Source organism: Rhizobium sp. CBN3, from assembly GCF_030518245.1.
Classification (GTDB): domain Bacteria; phylum Pseudomonadota; class Alphaproteobacteria; order Rhizobiales; family Rhizobiaceae; genus Rhizobium; species Rhizobium aethiopicum_A.
In genome coordinates this window covers 351,089-368,167 of record NZ_JAULSE010000002.1, presented here as the reverse complement: position 1 = coordinate 368,167, position 17,079 = coordinate 351,089, and the positions used below count along the sequence as shown (strand labels likewise).

The following is a 17,079-nucleotide window of genomic DNA, read 5'->3' as shown; positions in this document are numbered from 1 at the left end:
CCTCACACGGCCATCGCGTCGCGAAGCTGATACAATTTCTGTTCGATCTCGCGCGGGCGTCGATTGCTCTGACGCATGAATTCAGCCAGGACCCAGCGAATTTCCTCGAAGCTCTTGAAGCGCTGGCAGAGCCTCATGAGCAGACGTTTCGTATCGACGTATTTCAGCAGCCAGGACAGGCGTGAGGCCGCCACCGACGGCGCCGCCATCAGGACTGCAGCGACGAATTCGTCGATCAAGGCCGGCAGCGTCCCATCATCCTGGAGTTTTGCAAGGGCGCTATTGCACTCTGACACGAATGCATCCGCCTCCAGGTGTGCGCTGAAGCCGTCGGACACAGATTTACGACAATGATGCGCCGTTGCAAAATACCGATGGGCCTTCAGAAGGTTCTCGCACTCCTCAATCGCAATCGTTACCGCTCCGGCAGCCACCGGCGAACTGCCCGTCTTCTTTTGACAACTCCGCAGCCAGCCATCGAGAAAATCCGGCTCGAGCAGATAGGCTTCGACTTCCCATCTGAGAGTCGTATAAAAATCTTTACCGCTGGTCGTTGCGTGAAAAACCGCATCGTCGGTTTCAAACAACGAACTCCATTTCTTCTCCCGGAATAGGGTATCCCTGTCCCAGATTCCAAAAGCCGGTATGTTATCCTTCCTGCTTTCCTCGACAGCCTGCATGACAGAGGTGCATCCGCCACCCGTCACAATGTCGCTGGCCTCTACGAACTCGAAGCTCCCGATCAACTGATGGAACCAGTAGTGCTTGAAAAAGCGAAGGTCATCAACGCCTTCAAGGACGATTCGAGGCAACCCGGTCTGATAGGCCGCAATATCGCGTTCGCTGTCAATATCGTCGAAAGATACAATGTTATCCATGGGGCGGTACAAATTTCGGCTTTACGAGACAGCCGCTCTTGAAAAGGCCAGTTTCAGCTGTCTTTGGCGCCAGAAGGCGCATTGAATCCGTCTGATGAGACGTCATGATGAAACCAAGCCCCTCATAATCCCGCGCCCAGTCCTTGATTAGCGTGATAAGCCGCCGCCGCATGACAAGATGCAAATGCTGTTCTGTTTCATCGATCAAAACGATGGTCGACGACGTCATATGCGCCGCGATGCGAACGATCAGCTGAACGAGTTGCCTCTCTCCGCTACTCAATTGATCCAGCCGATGAGATCCGCCATCGGTCTGGACTGGCACAGTGAGATTGTGCCGGTCGACAGCGCCAAGGGTTTTATGCCGGCGAAAAACAAGATCGTTGACGAGATCGCGACACATCTTGTCACGGTCGTCCTCCAGCCACGTAAACCAGACAAGCAGGTTTTCGATCGAGTCAGCCCAGGTCACACCATCGGCGTCGAACCGGCGTGCCGGAGCATAGCCCAACAACTCTGGGCGAACGATGTTGCGCCCGCCGACCGGCGGACGGCGAATGCCGCGGTCGGATGGGAAATAGAGGACTGTCGGAAGCGTTATCGAACTGCCAAACAGCGACAGCGGGGACTCGCCTATCCGTTCCTGGACCCCATCGAAGAAGCCGAGTGCCTCAATATCGGACGAAGACAACACTTCAACGGGTGCAGTCGATGAACGGCGGCCGAAAGCCAGCATGATCTGCCGTTCGGCTCCGACCGCCTCCAGGTCCTGTCCTGACCATGTCCTCAATAGACCCTGTTTGCCCGCGACAATCGACAGAACGCGAAGATAGGACCTGGTGCCGTCATCAAGCTGCACGAGGGCATCGAACTGCAATCCACCATCACCGGTATCGATCGCCTCTATGCCGGTCGAGGGATGCGCACGCGCCGACAGCAGCGACATGGCCGCGTAGATGGCCTCCAGGATCGTAGTCTTGCCTGCCCCGTTAGGACCCATGATCAGGTACAGGTTCGTCGGTTGACCTGTGGCATCGCGCAGTGAAAGGCTTGTCATACCCCGAAGCGGACCGACGTCGAGAATGCTGAGAAAGACCGGTTGGAATTTCGTAGGGCGAAGGATATCCGTCATCGGGCATTCACCGCTGCAACCGCCGTTTTTATGTCTGGCGTATCGACGCGGGCGCCATGAGCCCGTACGGTATCGCGACCTGCAAGTTTGATTAGCATGTCCCCTCTCATCATCAAGTCTTCAGCGCCACCTTCGTCGAGGATGATCCTGCTGTCGGCGGCCTTTTGCACGGTCAGCGCAATCCTGCCGGGAATGTTGGCGCGCAGCAGACCGGGAAACGTCGCCGCTTCCGGTCGCTGCGTGGCTAAGAGCAGATGGATGCCGACCGCCCTTGCCTTCTGGGCCAATCTGACAAGCGGCTCCTGTGCGCCCCCGCGGCTCATCAGGAAGTCGGCGAGCTCGTCAACGACGACCACCAAACGTTCAAGGTCGGCGCCGGCTGCTTGCGCTTCGCCAATGTTGCGGGCGTTGTAATTTCGAAGAGTCTCCTGGCGGGCGTCCATCTCCTGCGTGACCTCACGCAAGACGATGAGCGCCGCCTCCATGTCAGTGATGATCTTGCCGCCGCGAAGCAGCCGGCACCCTTCATAGTCGGCAAAATCGACGCCCTTTGGGTCGATCATGACAAGCTGCGGCGGGCGTTTCAGGCGCAGAAGAGATAGTAGGATTGCATTGACGCAAACCGATTTACCGCTGCCGGTGGCGCCGGCGACGAATAGATGAGGTGCTTCCGCGAGATCGAAGACAAACGGGTTGCCAACGACATCAACGCCCGGGCAGACGGGAAGGAAACCGCGCGCCCCTTCGACCGCCGGTCTGACGCTTGCCCATAGCACTTCGTCCCACGTGGCAAGGGGACGCGGCACGTCCAAGACGACACGGCGTTCACCGCGGTCGCGCGCGAGGGCAAGGCCGCTGCCGCCCAGGCCGATGGCGAAAGCAAGGTCATCCAGGCCGCGTCGCAAGCGGTCATAATCGTCAACAGAACCAAGGGTCAGCGGAAACCGCGTCAGCCGCGGGCCGAAGATGGGATCGGCGGCCAGCCCCGCCTTGACGCCCACCTGTTGGAGCCCGCGTTGCAGGCTGGCAAAATCGAAAGCCGAAGCCGCACCGTCGTCAGATTCAACACCGCTCCCGGCACTATGATGCAGGAGACCATCTGCCAAAATGTCGTGGAAGCTTGTGCCCGGCACCCAGGTATCCATCAGAACTTCCAATCCACGCCGGGCGTGCTTTTGCAGCATATCGACATAGGCGTCATGCTCTTCAAAGAAGTTTCGACCGTGCTTGATGCACAGCATCATGATCATGGCATCGTCAAAGTCAGGCTGTTTGCTACGACCGGTGATTTGCTCGAGGTGAAGTTCGCTGCGCTCCCGACCTCCGACAGCCCCAAACCGCTCCTCCGGTTCTCCGTCAAGCTGAAGTGACTGTGCGATCGCGATGCGAACCACCCACCAGTAGACGCCGCGTCTTCCTTCCTGCAAGAGACCATCATCGATGACCCGCTCGAAAAAGGTCCGCTCGTCGTTGGTAAAGAAGAGACTATCCTTCACGAAAGCTCTCCGACTTGCCGATCTTCAATAATCTTGGCGCTGTCGCCTCCATCGTTTTCAATGCGATAGCGTCTGCAAATGTGCGACGAAAGGGTTTCGAATGCGTCGGCACCAAACTCAGTATCGGTTGGCAAGAGAACAAGGGGATCGCCCGCCTGCGGGAAATAGTCCGTCATCAATAAATGCCTGTTGGCCCGATCGATACGACCGAGCGGCGTATCGACAATGACCGGTATGGGCCTTCCAGCCTCGTCCTTGAGCGCCCAGAGCATGGCCATTGCCAATAATTGACGCATGCCCGCCGAGATGCTCAGACGCGCGACTTCGGTGTCACGCTCGTCAAAATAGGACATGACGAAATCTTCGTTCAGACGGATGGACCTAATAAGCTGACTGGGCGCAAGCAGGATCTGAACACGCTCATTCAATCGCCTTTCGACGGACGCACGCACCTGCCTCCTCTTAAGATCGCGGTAGGTTTCGAAAGCTTGTTTCGTTCGAAGCGCCAGCATATAGGCGTCATTCTTCTGGGCGACGTCGCGATATTCAGCCTCGAGACTCGAAACTCGCTCCTCATAATGAGTGATCTCACGAAGAGCTTGCTGTTCCTTGATGAACAGTTCGGCAATTCGCGCGATGGCATCATCAAGTTGTTTTTGCACATTGCTGATCTGATCGGAAATCTCGGCAAAGCGGATGCGCGCATCCTCCGTTGTGAGCTCGGCTTCGTCGAGTTCCTGCTTGATCCGTCTCACCTCCACAGTGATCTTGCGCAAGTTGAGCAGACTGTCATGCTCTTCAGCGGCCGTGGCCGGCCCTTTCTGTGTCCATACGAGGAACTGGTCTCGAAGTAGCCCGATCCGCCTGGGACTTAACGACTGGAACAACGGATTTCCAGGTGAGAGATGAATCCCAAATTCGTCGAGCAGATGAGCCATCTTGGCTGCCAGGTCCAGCCGTTGGGCCTCCGTCATTTCGACGGGAGGCGAAAGCGTTTGCAAAGCGTCGACGACTCTCGGGTGAAACTCCCGGTGAAGCCTTGCAGCCACGGAATTGTCTGTTGCCCGGCCCACGTAGTCATTGAGCTGGGCGAAAGCTTTTTCGACCAAACCGCGGTTTGCGAGGAACGGCAGTTCGACGGGCACTGTCTCTGCAATCTGCAACGCTAAATCGGCTCTCTCCCCCTCAAGGACGGCAATGCGATTTTCGATCCGCATGCGCTCCCGCGGCGTCAGAGTGCCGCTTCTCAGCCGTTCGCGCTCATTCGAAAGCCGGTCGCGGGTTCGCTCGAGATCGAGACGGATCTCTTCTTCCTGCACTCTTGAGCGTCCATTGGCCTCGGCACGCGCACGCGCTTCGCGCCCGCCGTTCTCAGCCTCCACAACCTTGACCCTAATGTCGTCTGGCAGACCCGCGCGCGACTTTTCCTTGGCGTAGCCATCGATACGCTCGATCAGTTGCGCGAAAAAGGAAAAGCCGAGTAATCGTTCGATTTCGGTCTGCTCGCGACCTATCTCGGCATCGGCGAGCGACTGAATCTGTTCGCCATCGAAAAAGAAAAAAGGCAGGGACTCAGCGGGCAGAAGGGTGGCAAGTTTGGTGGCTGCATCCTTCTCCGGTAAAGGCGTTCCGTTGACGGTAATCCGCAGCTTTTCGTCGAAATCGGAGCCGCCCTTCAAGAGCCAAAAGGTTCTCCGTGCCTCATATTCGCTGGCCTCCTCAGTCCAGGTCAGGGAAACCGCGGCAAAGGAAGCACGTGACGCCGCGTTGAAGACACCATACCAGCGTCCAGGCTGACCCAATACATATTGTTTGCGCGACAGTTCCGTGCCGCCAAAGCCGACGCGCCGCAACCGCGGATCATTGGAGCCGAGAAAAAGCAGCTTCACAGCGTTGAGAAGACTGGTTTTGCCGGCGCCATTGCGCCCGGATATGACAATGATGTTGCGATCGCTTGTCGTCCCGGCAAGGTTAATCTCGCTGGGACCGCTATAAGCGAACATATTTTCCACCTTCACGGAGCGGAATTTCAACGGCCGCGCTCCGACTGAGCATGGTCATCGATGATCGCGGTAACGCGTCGGCTGAGTTCGGCCTTCGCTCCCCACAGATTGATGTCGGGGATTTCCAGTTCCAGCGCTGCAAGCCTGTTCAACAACTCGACCGGAACACCACATTGCTCCGCAACCCGGGCAAGCAACGCTCGTTCTTCCAATTCTACGTCAGTCACGTCCAGAGCCCAAAATGCGATGCTACGTTGGGTAGCATTTCTTCCTCCATAAAGTAAACGGCAATCCTTTAAAACAATGTTTCTATTATGCGTTCAGCGACAGATTCTCAACGGCCAGGTCGTTGGTCTATGAGAAACCGATGAACGTTTTTAACTGATAAGGGCTATGTCATTCGAATTCTGCGCGCGCAGGATAATCCTGTTTGCGTCGCACAGGTTCGCCTGGCGCGAGATCGAGATCGGGAACTTCATACGTGACGGTTCCAAATTTCACTGATACGTGACGAACGACAAGGTCAGGCAGAGCCTGTAATTCGACGGGATGTCGCAATAGCCAGAGAATGGTATCGGTTGTCAGGTCTTCCTTGCGAACAATGTGGTAGGTGCGGACGATTTCCTTGTTCCTGGCATCGTGATAGTCGATCCTTGCTCCACTGCTGATAGCGTTTCGCATGACTTCGCCGGCCACGCTCACTCCCTCGTAGATCCATCCATCGAAAAGCGAGCTGTTGGTCAAGACGAGTGGCTCAATATGACGGATCTGCTTGGCGATTTTCTTATTCGAGACTGAGATCAGTTTTTGAGGATGCCTGCGGAGATAGTCGCTCGATAATTTCGCCTGAACACATCCCCACTCGATGATTTTCCGGTTCTTCCAGTGATCATATTGAGAAACGTCAGAGCCCGTGAGTGCCTTGATCTGCACCACCAATAACAGGTCGTTGCGAAGCAGCAGCAAATCGATGTCCGTGACGGTGTCCTTTCCGTCTTTCAAGCGCACACCCTGGCCGAGGATCTGCCATTCCGCATCTCGCAATAGGTGAGCATAAAAGTCCTCCCAGATCTTGCCCAGCCGCTTTCCGAGATGCCCCCCATCCACCAATTCTTCTCGGACCGTCAAATTCCAAAGACCAAGATCCAGCGGAAGAACGGGAATAGCGCAAAGCGGCCCTTGCTTGACAAATGGCTTTCGGATCAAGCTCACATGGTTGCGAACAGGCAGTGCGGTCGTCATCGCGTTGAGTGCAATTTCGGCATGGTGACGACTTTCGGGATCGCGCAGGGCACCTGAAATCGCGTCAAGAGGAATTGCCAGACGCGAAATGTGTCGTCTGAGCTTTGGTCTTTGCTGCCGTTCCACGAGGTCACGCGCCGCGCTATACCAACGTAAGGCGATTGTCGCATGATAATAGCTTGCAACCTGCAACTTGTCGGGGGCGGCAGCGTACAGAAGATCATCCTCTGCGTCGACGCTGATCAGCATTTTCGTCCCCAGATCAATCGCTGTGGAAAGTTCTTTTGGAGCAAGTGCCGAAGGCACCTCGTCGAGAAAGAACCTGACTGCATGGGTGATCACTGCAGCCTGAACGGAGAGCAACTGGTCGCGAACAAAGCGTTTGGCGCGATGCTGATGAAGCGCGAGGATGAGCCCTCTGCGAATGCCAGCCGTCCTTATGAGGTCCAGCCGAGGATCAGCGGGTTTCAAAATAATCTTGATTTCGGAAGCGCTCTCGATCTTATCGACCTGAAATTTGCCGTAAGATACGGAGTCAATGATGAAATCGATCGCATTCAGTTCGCCGACGACCAAGACGATACGGCGGAAGGTTTTGAGTGTCTGGCTACGACGTTTCCAGGCTTCGCCCACCGTGACCTGACCGGTTGCATTTTTTGCTATTTCATTCACAGCTCGGAGGAGTGCAAATCCATAATCGTTAAGTCGGCCATTGATGGAATGGATCCGGTGTTCGTAATTTGCGACGGTTTCTTCGTTTCCGGGTGACAGTAATCTTGGCGTTGCCGTCGCTACAAGCTCATCAAAACACGCGCGCGCAGCGGCTATAATCGACGGGATGCTGAGCGTGCTAGGCAAGTCACGCATGGTTTTTGAAAGCTTTGCCGAAAGCTCAGCACGGGTCTCAAGCGCTAGTCTCGTGAATCTTAGATAACCCTCGAATTCATCGAGTTCACTGCCCTCGAACCGTATTTGGGCCTGTTCCCGAATAATGTCGATAGGTTTTTCGACTTCGTGGGCGGCGAGTTGAAAAAGCACCTTCTGTTCCCGTATGGCCAGCAGAAGGTCCCGGTCGACTGTCGTGAGAAAATGATTCTCGAATCCCGGAAAGTCGCGGTTTGCCACTGCGGCCTTCAGCTTCCCAATCTCTTTGGCGATTTGTCGCTGTTTCTTTGATGGCGTAGAAATGGCGTAGGCTCCCAAATAATCGACGATAACCTTCGTTGCGGTGTTTCAGACAGCTACCGGCGCGACGCCGAAGGCCTTCCGCGGGTGATAGCGGGAGCAGGAGTAGGGCCTGGATGAACCCGGCCTTCAAACCCGGCAGGCATTAGCCGCTCAAACCTCCGCTGTCTGCCCCTACGCCGCCCGCACCCTATCCCGCCCGCTCATCTTCGCATCATAAAGCGCCTGATCCGCCCGCCGATAAAGCTCCGGCGCGCTGTCCGTCGGCACACATGCAGCAATGCCGGCAGAACACGTGTAGCTGAAGTCGGGCGAGTCCGGCAGCGGCCGGGAGAAGCGGATCACCGTCAGCATGCGCTCGACCATGGCAAGGGCGTCTTCCGGGCTGGTGGCCGGCATGACGAGGAGGAATTCTTCGCCGCCGACGCGGCCGAAGCAATCGTTGCGGCGGACATTCTGGTGGATGCGGTGGGCGAAATCGCGCAGCACGAGATCGCCGGCGTGGTGGCCGAGCCGATCGTTGATGCGTTTGAAATTATCGATGTCGAAGACGGCGAGGCAGCCGCTGCTGCCATGCCTGACGGCTTCAAGCATGTCTTCGACGCGCGCCATCACAAAGCGGCGGTTGGCGACGCCGGTGAGTTCGTCGGTGTAGGAGGCCTTGATCGCCTGGTCGCGATCCTGCCGGACAGTGCGGCCATGCGCTCTCAGGCGGGTGATGTCGCTGGCGATGCACAGCATCCAGCCGTTCTTCTGCACCGCCTCGGTCATCCACAGCCAGCGGCCGTCGGAAAGATCTGTCTCGAAGGCGCGATAGCCGATCTTGCCGCGGCGCGACTGGGTCGAGCGCAGCCATTCCTCGAAATTATCCGTGCGGATGACCGTGCCGCGGCCGAGATCAAAATTGCGCCGCATCAGATCCGGCCAGAGCGGCGTTTCCTCCGGCTCGATGAAATAGGCCGAGCGAAAGGCGCTGTTGGCATAACGCAGCCGGTCATCGCCATCATAGACCGCCATCAGCGTTTCCGTCTGTGCGGAAAGATGGAGAAGCTGTTCGATTGTATCGTCCATACCGGACCCTGTCTGGTTGCCCTGGCAAGAGATGGCGCAGAAATCCTATGAGAAAAGAGCCGCTCGGCAAGCAAAGGCGCTTGCCGTGATTACGGAAGCGTCAACATTCCCGCTGATGATCGGACATCGGCTGCCGCGGGATCGGGGCGCAAGCCATGCTGCAAGGCTGGTCTCGCCGCCCCGGTGAAACAGCCGCTGCGGTGGTGACGACACCGCTCCCCCAGCGCGTGCGAGGACCGCAGCAGTTGGCGCGGCGCAGATATGCACCCGGAAATTAGTTGACTGCGATAGTCAAGGATTATACGCGCTTCGGCCAGTTTTCTGCCAATCCGAAGCGTCAGCATGATCCCCGCCAACCTGTTTTCCGAAATCGCTCGCGCCGACGATCGCCCTGCCCTTGTCTTCCCGGACGGGCGGACGCTCTCCTATGCCGACCTCAACGCCCGGACGCGGCGCTTTGCCGAGCGGCTGGGAGGCGGGCAAAAGCGGCTTGTGGCGATTTCGGCCGAGATCTCGGAACATGCGATCGTCGCCTATCTCGGCGCCTTGCGCGCCGGCCACGCGGTGGCCATGCTGCCGCCCTGCGATGACAGGCTTTGGCGAGAGTTTCTGCCCGCCTTTCAGCCCGAGTTCACCTACCGCCCGGCCGATGGCCGCTGGCGGCTCGTCGAGGAAACCTGGCCCGGGCAAAGTGCTGCGCCGCTGCATCCGGATCTCGCCCTGCTGCTGATGACGTCAGGCAGTTCGGGCCCGGCGAAGGCCGTTCGCCTCTCGCATGCCAATCTTGACGCCAATGCGCGCTCGATCGCTTCCTATCTCGAGCTCTCCGCTGCCGACAGGACCGCGCTCGTTCTGCCGCTTCACTATTCCTACGGCCTCTCCGTCCTCCATTCGCATCTCATTGCCGGCGGCAGCATCTTCATTCCGGGCGTCTCCGTGGTGAGCGAGGATTTTGCAAGGCTGCTCGGCGAAAGCGGCTGCACCAATCTTTCGGGTGTGCCCTACTCCTACGAGCTGATGGAAAAGACGGGCTTTCGAAGCCACGAATTCAAGGCGCTGCGCTTCATGACCGTGGCGGGCGGCCGGCTGGCGCCGGAACTGATCCGCCTCTACCGCGACCATATGCGCGCGAGCGGCGGCCGCTTCTTCGTCATGTACGGCCAGACCGAGGCCGCCGCCCGTATCGCCTTCGTGCCGCCGGAAAGCGTGGGCGACCATGAAGAGCGGATCGGCATCGCCATTCCCGGCGGCAGGCTCAGCCTCGTTGGCGATGACGGGCGTCCGCTTGACCGGGCCGGTGTTGCCGGGGAGCTCGTCTATGCCGGCCCGAATGTGATGATGGGCTACGGCGCCGACCGCGCCGATCTTCAGCGCGGGGCCGAGGTCGCGGCATTGATGACCGGCGACATCGCCATGCGCGACGAGGACGGTTTTTACCGGATCGTCGGCCGCAAGAGCCGTTTCGCCAAGGTCGCGGGGCTGAGGATCGGCTTCGACATCATGGAGCAGGTTCTGGCCGAAGTGGGGATCGCGGCCGCCGTCGTTGGTGACGATCACGGTCTACAGGCCTATGTGACCGATGCGCGTGACGCCGACCGGGCGCTTGAGACGCTCGTCGAGGCGAGCCATCTTCCCGCCAGCCTGGTTTCCGTCAGGGTGCGCGGCGAGCTTCCGAGGCTTGCCTCCGGCAAGACCGATTATGCGGGCCTGAGCGAGGAGATGCTGGCGGCGCGCGAGACAAGCCGTGCGGCGGCGGTGAGCGTGCTCGATGCCTATACGGGGGTGTTCTACCCCCACGCTGTCAGCCGCAACGACAGCTTCGTCTCGCTCGGCGGCGATTCGCTGCGTTTCCTGCAATTGACGATGGAGCTCGACCGGCTTGGCGTCGAGCTGCCGGAAGGCTGGGAGCAGAGGCGGATTGCCGAGCTCGATATCAGCCCGCGGGTCGCCGCGTCCGGCCGGAGCGCAGAGATCCGGGCGCTGCCGACCGATCTGGTTCTGCGGGCGATCGCCATCCTGCTCGTCGTCGTCCATCACGAGATGCTCTGGCCCATTCCCGGCGGATCGGGCGTGATGCTGCTCCTCGTCGGCTTCAGCCTGGCGCGCTTCCAGTCGGGCCATTTCCTCGCCGGCGATTTCCGCCATGCGCTGCGGCCTGTCATCAATGTTCTCGTCCCCTATTTTCTCATCGCCGCCGCCTATGGGCTCGCCTGGCGCACCATTCCCTGGGCTTCGATCACGCTCACCGGCAATTTCGGCTATGCCGAGCCGGAGCGTCACGAGATGCTTCCCTATCTCTACTGGTTCATCGAAGCCTATGCGCAAACGCTTCTCGTCTTCTCGCTTGTTTTCGCCGTGCATGCGGTGCGCAGGCTGGCGCAGGCGCAGCCCTTCGCCTTCTCGCTCGTGCTGCTGGCGCTGGCGGTCACGGCGCGGTTTTCCCTGCCGCACGTCTTCGATATCGGCCAGCGGCAGATATTCACCCTCTACTGGGTCCTGCATCTCGGCATGTTCGGCTGGTGCGCAGGCCTCGCCGGCAAGCCGGCGCAGCGGATCATCCTGACGGCGGTTGCCGCGGCCGTGCTCGGTTATCTCGCCTTCTGGGAAACGCTCTGGATCGGAACGACGGTCAAATATCTGACGATCTTCGCCGCACTTATGGCGCTGCTCTATCTGCCGCGCATTCCCCTGCCCGTGCGGCTGGGGCGTCTGGTGACGCTGATCGCCGTCTCCGCCTTTCCCACCTACCTCCTGCACCGCTTCGTGCCGGAGCTGCTGATGCCTGAGGCAGCGGCCGCGCTGCCACCTTCCGTCTTGCATCTGCTGGCGATATCAGGCGGCCTGGCGCTCGGCGTCATCGCCAACAGAGCCGCGGCGGATCTTCGCAACCTGCTGGGCGGCATAGCGATGGCCCGCAGCACGAGCGGGCGGGCCATTGCGGCGGAGACTGCCTGAGCCGTTTTCGGCGCGGCTACGACCGGGCTGACGCAGATCAGGCGAAATAGCGGATATATATTAGCGCCACCACACGAAAAGCTTGCATGCAAGCACTAAATCGGATGTGCTGAACAAGGCTTATGTGGTGTTGGGCGACCGCAAATGAAAACCCTCGACGCACGAATTCGGTTCACAGGTGAGCGGCGACAGGTCACTGCCCTTTTCTATGACATCGTCGGCTCGACGGAACTTCTGTTGCGAAGCGAGCCGGAGAAATTCTTCCGATCGGTTTCGGCGTTACATCAGAATGCCGAAACGATCATAAGAAAACACGGGGGGTTTCTTCATCAGCGCCTCGGCGATGGCGGATGCTGCTTCTTCGGATATCCCGAGCAATCCGAAGATGCCGCCGAAAGCGCGGTGCAGGCCTCTCTGGAACTGCTGCACATCGCCGCCGGGAGCAAAACCAAAACACGCACGCCCTTCCAGCTGCGGATCGGGGTCGCCACCGGTCTCGTGGTCTTCTCCACGGAAGGTGATGAGATTGTCGGCACGGCGCCGGTGCTTGCAGCTCGCCTGCAGGCGGAGGCAGAGCCCAATTCCGTGCTTGTCGCCGATTCAACCGTGAAGCTCACCCGGCACAAATTCGACTATAGCCTGGTTCGCGAAGCACGACTGAAGGGCTTCGAAGATCCGATTGCGCTCTGGCGGCCGCAGGAGCGTGGCTGGTCAGCGCCCGAAGCATCGCCGTCTGAGGAGCGCGACAGGCCGATCCGCGGCCGGGAAAGGGAGCTTGCCGCCCTTTCCGGCGCCTGGCATTCGGCGCTCGAAGGCAAGGGAAGCCTGATCGCCGTCGTCGGCGAGGCCGGCATCGGCAAATCCAGGCTGGTCGGCGAATTCGCCAGGCGGCTGCGACAGACCGCCCATGAGACGGTGGTCTTTCAGTGCGGCAGGCGCCTGGAGAGCCAGCCCCTGCATCCCTTCGTTTCCTTTCTCGAGAGGCTGGTCGAGCCCTCGGTTCTGAGGGATGGCGACCGTGAGACCTTCATGCGGGCGCTTCAGGCGACCGGCCGAGAGATGGACGCCGCCGTCGCCGACGCAATTCTCTCATTCACCGCCGACCGTTCCTTGACAACGTCGCGCAATATCCGCGTCTCCGACCCATCCGGGCTGGCGTTCCGGCGCAAGGTGATCGAAGCCGCGGTCGAGATTCTGACCTGCAAGGCGGCCACCGTGCCGACGCTGCTCATCTTCGAGGATGTCCACTGGGCGGACGACATGACGCTGGAACTGATCGACCGGCTGGGGTCGCTGGCCGGCGCTCTGCCGATCCTCGTGGTGCAGACATCGAGAATCAGGCGGTCGCTTGCGGTTGCGACCGAGATCGAGCTGTCGGGGCTGAGCTCTGCCGCGGTTCGCGATCTCGTCGCCTCGATCTGGCGTGAGCATCCACCGCCCGGGCTTTCGGATTTCATTCTCGATCAATGCGACGGCATGCCGCTCTACGCAGAGGAACTGGCCTATTTCTTCCAGGGAAGGCAGCCATTGGGCAAGTCCTTGTCCGAATGGAAAGAGTTGCTGCGCGACGGCAGCGTCACCTCGCTTAACGATCTGCTGTCCGCCAAGCTCGCCGCGACCGGTTCGGCGCGGCGGGTGGCGCAGATTGCAAGCGTCATCGGCCGCGAATTCAACATCTCGCTGCTCATCTACCTCCTCGAAGGCGTCAGCCGCCGGAGTGTCGACGCCGATATCGACCGGCTGCTTTCCGAGGGCATCATCGAGCGTTCGTCCGTCACGCAGGGCTCCTTTCAGTTCCGCCACGTGCTCGCGCAGGAGGCGGCCTATGGCAGCCTGCTGAAGAGCGACCGCCGCCGCATCCACCGGCGGATCGCCGATCGGCTGATCACCGAAGCAAAGCCCAGCCTGCCGGCTGCGATCGCCGCCTGGCAATGTGCCGAGGCCGGTCTGCATGATGCCGCCGCCCGCTTTGCCCTGGCGGCGGCGGAAGCAAGCGTTCTGCGCTCGGCCATGCACGAGGCCAACGTCTCGCTCGAACTCTGCGCGCGGGAGGTGGCGAGCCTTTCCCGCCGCCACCCCGAGCGCACCGAACTCGCCCTCAGCCTGTGCGAACTTCAAGGCGTCGTGGCGAGCGCCCTCGAAGGCGAGGGCTCGGAGAACGCGCGGCGGGTCTATTCCCGCGCCATGCAGCTTCTGCAGAAACAACCGACGGCCGTGCGGATGAACCATTTCCCGGTCTATTGGGGATGGTGGTTCACGGCACCCAACATTCTGACGCAGCAATCACGCGCGCGCATTCTCGTGGCGGACATGCAGGCCGTCGAGGATCGGGAGACGAGGCTTCAATCCTATCACTGCGGTTGGGCGACCAGCTTCCACGCCGGCGAGCACCGCTTTTGTCTCGATTGCGTCGCCAAAGGCCTCAAGCTCTACGATCCGGAAAGCGCGGTGAGACATCGCGCCTTCTTCGGCGGACATGACGCCAGGGTCTGCGGGCTTGGCGAAAGCGCCCTCTCCTATCTGCTGCTCGACGAGGCCGGGGCCAGCGAAACTGCGATCAACGAGTGCCTGGAATGGGCTGGTTCGACCGATCATGCCGGCAGCATGGTGCATGCGCTTTATTACGCCATCGTGCTCCGCCGCTGCCAAAGCCGATATGACGATGTCCATGCGCTCGGCGAACGCATGCTGGCGCTTGCCGAGCGGCACGGGCTCGCCGCCAGCCAGGCGCGCGCCAATATGTATTGCGGCTGGGCGGAGCTGATGACCTCATCGGCAGCGCGCGGCGAGGCGCGTTTCAAGGCCGGCCTGCTGTTGCAGCAGCAACTGGGCACCGACGACAATTTTTCCATGCACAGCGACATGCATGCGCAGGTGCTGCAGCGGCTCGGAAGGCCAGCCGAAGCGCTGGCGACCGTCCGGAACGCGATCAGCGTCGGCCGCAGCAGCGGCCAATCATTCTGGCTGGCTGAGCTTTATCGCCTCAGCGCGACGCTGAGGCGCGATCTGAATGAAACGCCGTCATCGATAAGAAGAGACCTGACGCGCGCGGTCCAGATCGCCGAGGGACAGGAAGCCGCCTGGCTGGCGGCAAGGGCAAAGCGCAGCCGGGACGCATAGCAGCGGCCGTAGCCTGGATGGAAGGATGCGATGGACGAAGGGAGGCTCGATAATATCCTCGATATCATCCTTGATACCGTCCTTGAGACGGTCCTTGATACCGTGGCCCCCTCGCCTCCCGATCCCGGGCAGACGGTGCGGCGCATCCTGGCGCGCAGAGAGGATTACGGCATTACCAGGCTGGGTTCGATCACCGGGCTCGACCGGATCGGCATCCCGGTCGTCCAGGTCGTGCGGCCGCGCTCACGCTCCGTCGCGGTCAGCCAGGGCAAGGGTCTGACCTTTGCCTTAGCGGCGATATCGGGCCTGATGGAATCGCTCGAGGGCTGGGCTTCGGAGCGGATTGCTCCGGAGCGCATCTTCACGGCAAGCCTCCGCGACAGGGAACGGGGAGACTGGTCGCAGCTCGGCGCCGGCCGGGGCGCGGAGACGCTTTCCTGGATTGACGGGCTCGATCTCTTTTCGGGGCGGAAAATCGCCGTTCCGCTTGCCCTTGTGGACTCCGCCTATATCGTCCCGTCGCCGCATCCCCATTGGCTCGCCCGCGACACGACGGGGCTTGCAGCAGGCACCAGCCTTCAAGGCGCGGTGCTGCATGCGTGCCTCGAAGTTCTGGAACGTCAGGCCCGCTGCACGGCGATGAAGACGCCGCATTTCTTCGACCGCTTCCAGATCGACAGCAGCTCGGTTCAACGGGGAAGCGCCGGCGAGATCATCCGGCGTCTGTCCAAGGCAGGGTTTGTCGTCGGGATCTGGCAAATCCCGACGCCGCATGCGCTGCCGGTCTATTGGTGCCATGTCATGGAAGATGCAAGCCGAGCCCCCTTTGCACCGCTGCCGGCCGAAGGCTTCGGCTGCGATTTCACCCACGACAGGGCGCTGACGAGCGCCTTGCTCGAAGCCTGCCAGTCCCGCCTCGGCGTGATTTCAGCGGCGCGCGACGATATCAGGTCGGAGCTTTACGGCCCTGCCGACGCTGCGGAATTAGCCGCATGGCGCGGAGAGCTCGCAAGAGGCGGCCGAGCCTATGTCTGCGAAGAGGGGTCCGCCGCCGGCAGCCCCTCCATCAGGACGGTGATCGAGGCATTGAAGCTGGCGGGCGCGCAGGCGGCCGCTCTTGTGGTTCTCCATTCCGATGAACGCGTGCCGCTCCACGTCGTGCGGGTAGTTGCTCCGCCGCTCGAAACCAATCCGGAGGCCGATCTTGCCCTGTGATATCGTGGTTTTTCTCGGCCCCACGCTTTCCGAGACGGAGGCCCGGACATATCTCGACGCGATCTATCGTCCTCCGGTCGGATGCGCGGATGTGGTGCGGGCCGTGACGCGACATCAGCCTGCGGCGATCGTGCTGATCGACGGCGTCTTCGGGGAGCTTCCGGCGGTTCGCCACCAGGAAATCCTATGGGCGATGGCCCAGGGCGTGCGCGTCTATGGTGCCGCCAGCATCGGCGCGCTGCGGGCTGCCGAACTTGCGCCTGAGGGCATGATCGGCCATGGGATGATCTACCGCTGGTACCGGCGGCACCCGCTCGCCGACGATGCCGATGTCACCGTGCCGATTGCGCCCGCAGCACTCGGATCACGCGCATTGGGCGATGCCCTGATCGACATCAGGCTGACGCTCAGAAAAGCCGAACGCGCCGGCGTCATTCAAAGGCGGCTTCGAGACCAGCTTGAAACGCTGGCGAGCGCAATTCACTTCAGCGAAAGATCATATTCCAGGCTTCTGGCGGCGGCTGAAAACAACCGGTGCCCCGCCAACCAGATTCAAGCACTAAAGACCTGGCTGAAAATTGGCATCATAAGCGGGAAGCGGACCGATGCGATAAATCTCCTGACATATCTCGCCGCTCAAAAGATCAAACGCCCGAATATCTCCGCTCCTTGCGATTTTGAACTTACGGAATCATTCGCCAATGACATGGAGTACTACAACATGCTCGATAGTCTCTTGCCGAAAGGCACGTAGTACTGGTATAGTCGACGATCGCTTGACG

The 17,079-nt window shown here is 60.2% G+C and carries 11 protein-coding genes; 4 read left to right on the top strand and 7 right to left on the bottom strand.

Features of this window, described 5'->3' with window-relative positions:
* Nucleotides 1-2 precede the first annotated feature (2 nt).
* From QWJ46_RS04435 to QWJ46_RS04405, 7 genes are all read right to left on the bottom strand, one after another.
* On the bottom strand, nt 3-878 hold the full coding sequence (locus QWJ46_RS04435; protein ID WP_302749231.1) for a hypothetical protein: 876 nt from the start codon (nt 876-878) through the stop codon (nt 3-5).
* On the bottom strand, nt 871-2,010 hold the full coding sequence (locus QWJ46_RS04430; protein WP_302749230.1) for an AAA family ATPase: 1,140 nt from the start codon (nt 2,008-2,010) through the stop codon (nt 871-873). Before QWJ46_RS04430 ends, QWJ46_RS04435 begins: the two co-directional genes overlap by 8 nt.
* Entirely contained in the window at nt 2,007-3,506 is a 1,500-nt protein-coding gene (locus QWJ46_RS04425) for an FtsK/SpoIIIE domain-containing protein (protein ID WP_302749229.1), read from the bottom strand. Before QWJ46_RS04425 ends, QWJ46_RS04430 begins: the two co-directional genes overlap by 4 nt.
* Nucleotides 3,503-5,539: an AAA family ATPase gene (locus QWJ46_RS04420; RefSeq protein WP_302749228.1), complete on the bottom strand. Its 2,037-nt coding sequence runs from the start codon at nt 5,537-5,539 to the stop codon at nt 3,503-3,505. The genes QWJ46_RS04425 and QWJ46_RS04420 overlap by 4 nt, the downstream gene beginning before the upstream one ends.
* On the bottom strand, nt 5,536-5,736 hold the full coding sequence (locus QWJ46_RS04415; protein ID WP_302749227.1) for a DNA modification system-associated small protein: 201 nt from the start codon (nt 5,734-5,736) through the stop codon (nt 5,536-5,538). Before QWJ46_RS04415 ends, QWJ46_RS04420 begins: the two co-directional genes overlap by 4 nt.
* 169 nt (nt 5,737-5,905) lie before the next feature.
* The gene (locus QWJ46_RS04410) at nt 5,906-7,954 is read right to left on the bottom strand and encodes a hypothetical protein (RefSeq protein ID WP_302749226.1); all 2,049 of its coding nucleotides are present in this window, start codon (nt 7,952-7,954) and stop codon (nt 5,906-5,908) included.
* Between the two features lie 156 nt (nt 7,955-8,110).
* Nucleotides 8,111-9,007 (bottom strand): GGDEF domain-containing protein, encoded by an 897-nt coding sequence (locus tag QWJ46_RS04405; protein ID WP_302749224.1) that lies wholly within the window; start codon nt 9,005-9,007, stop codon nt 8,111-8,113.
* A gap of 342 nt (nt 9,008-9,349) precedes the next feature.
* Here QWJ46_RS04405 and QWJ46_RS04400 point away from each other — a divergent pair, with 342 nt between their 5' ends.
* The 4 genes from QWJ46_RS04400 (at nt 9,350) to QWJ46_RS04385 (ending at nt 17,051) form a co-directional block, all read left to right on the top strand.
* A complete protein-coding gene (locus tag QWJ46_RS04400; RefSeq protein ID WP_302749223.1) occupies nt 9,350-11,962 on the top strand; it encodes an AMP-binding protein in 2,613 nt (870 codons plus the stop codon).
* Nucleotides 11,963-12,106: 144 nt separating this feature from the next.
* A complete protein-coding gene (locus tag QWJ46_RS04395) occupies nt 12,107-15,082 on the top strand; it encodes an AAA family ATPase (RefSeq protein WP_302749222.1) in 2,976 nt (991 codons plus the stop codon).
* A gap of 30 nt (nt 15,083-15,112) precedes the next feature.
* Nucleotides 15,113-16,297, top strand: coding sequence for a YcaO-like family protein (locus QWJ46_RS04390; protein ID WP_302749221.1), 1,185 nt, complete (start codon nt 15,113-15,115; stop codon nt 16,295-16,297).
* Nucleotides 16,287-17,051 (top strand): TfuA-like protein, encoded by a 765-nt coding sequence (locus QWJ46_RS04385; protein WP_302749220.1) that lies wholly within the window; start codon nt 16,287-16,289, stop codon nt 17,049-17,051. The genes QWJ46_RS04390 and QWJ46_RS04385 overlap by 11 nt, the downstream gene beginning before the upstream one ends.
* Nucleotides 17,052-17,079 lie beyond the last annotated feature (28 nt).

Excerpts from the sequence above, each read along its gene's own strand:
- QWJ46_RS04405 (WP_302749224.1), bottom strand. The coding sequence starts at position 9,007 with ATGGACGATACAATCGAACAGCTTCTCCATCTTTCCGCACAGACGGAA.
- QWJ46_RS04400 (WP_302749223.1), top strand. The coding sequence starts at position 9,350 with ATGATCCCCGCCAACCTGTTTTCCGAAATCGCTCGCGCCGACGATCGC.
- QWJ46_RS04395 (WP_302749222.1), top strand. The coding sequence starts at position 12,107 with ATGAAAACCCTCGACGCACGAATTCGGTTCACAGGTGAGCGGCGACAG.
- QWJ46_RS04435 (WP_302749231.1), bottom strand. The coding sequence starts at position 878 with ATGGATAACATTGTATCTTTCGACGATATTGACAGCGAACGCGATATT.
- QWJ46_RS04390 (WP_302749221.1), top strand. The coding sequence starts at position 15,113 with ATGGACGAAGGGAGGCTCGATAATATCCTCGATATCATCCTTGATACC.
- QWJ46_RS04430 (WP_302749230.1), bottom strand. The coding sequence starts at position 2,010 with ATGACGGATATCCTTCGCCCTACGAAATTCCAACCGGTCTTTCTCAGC.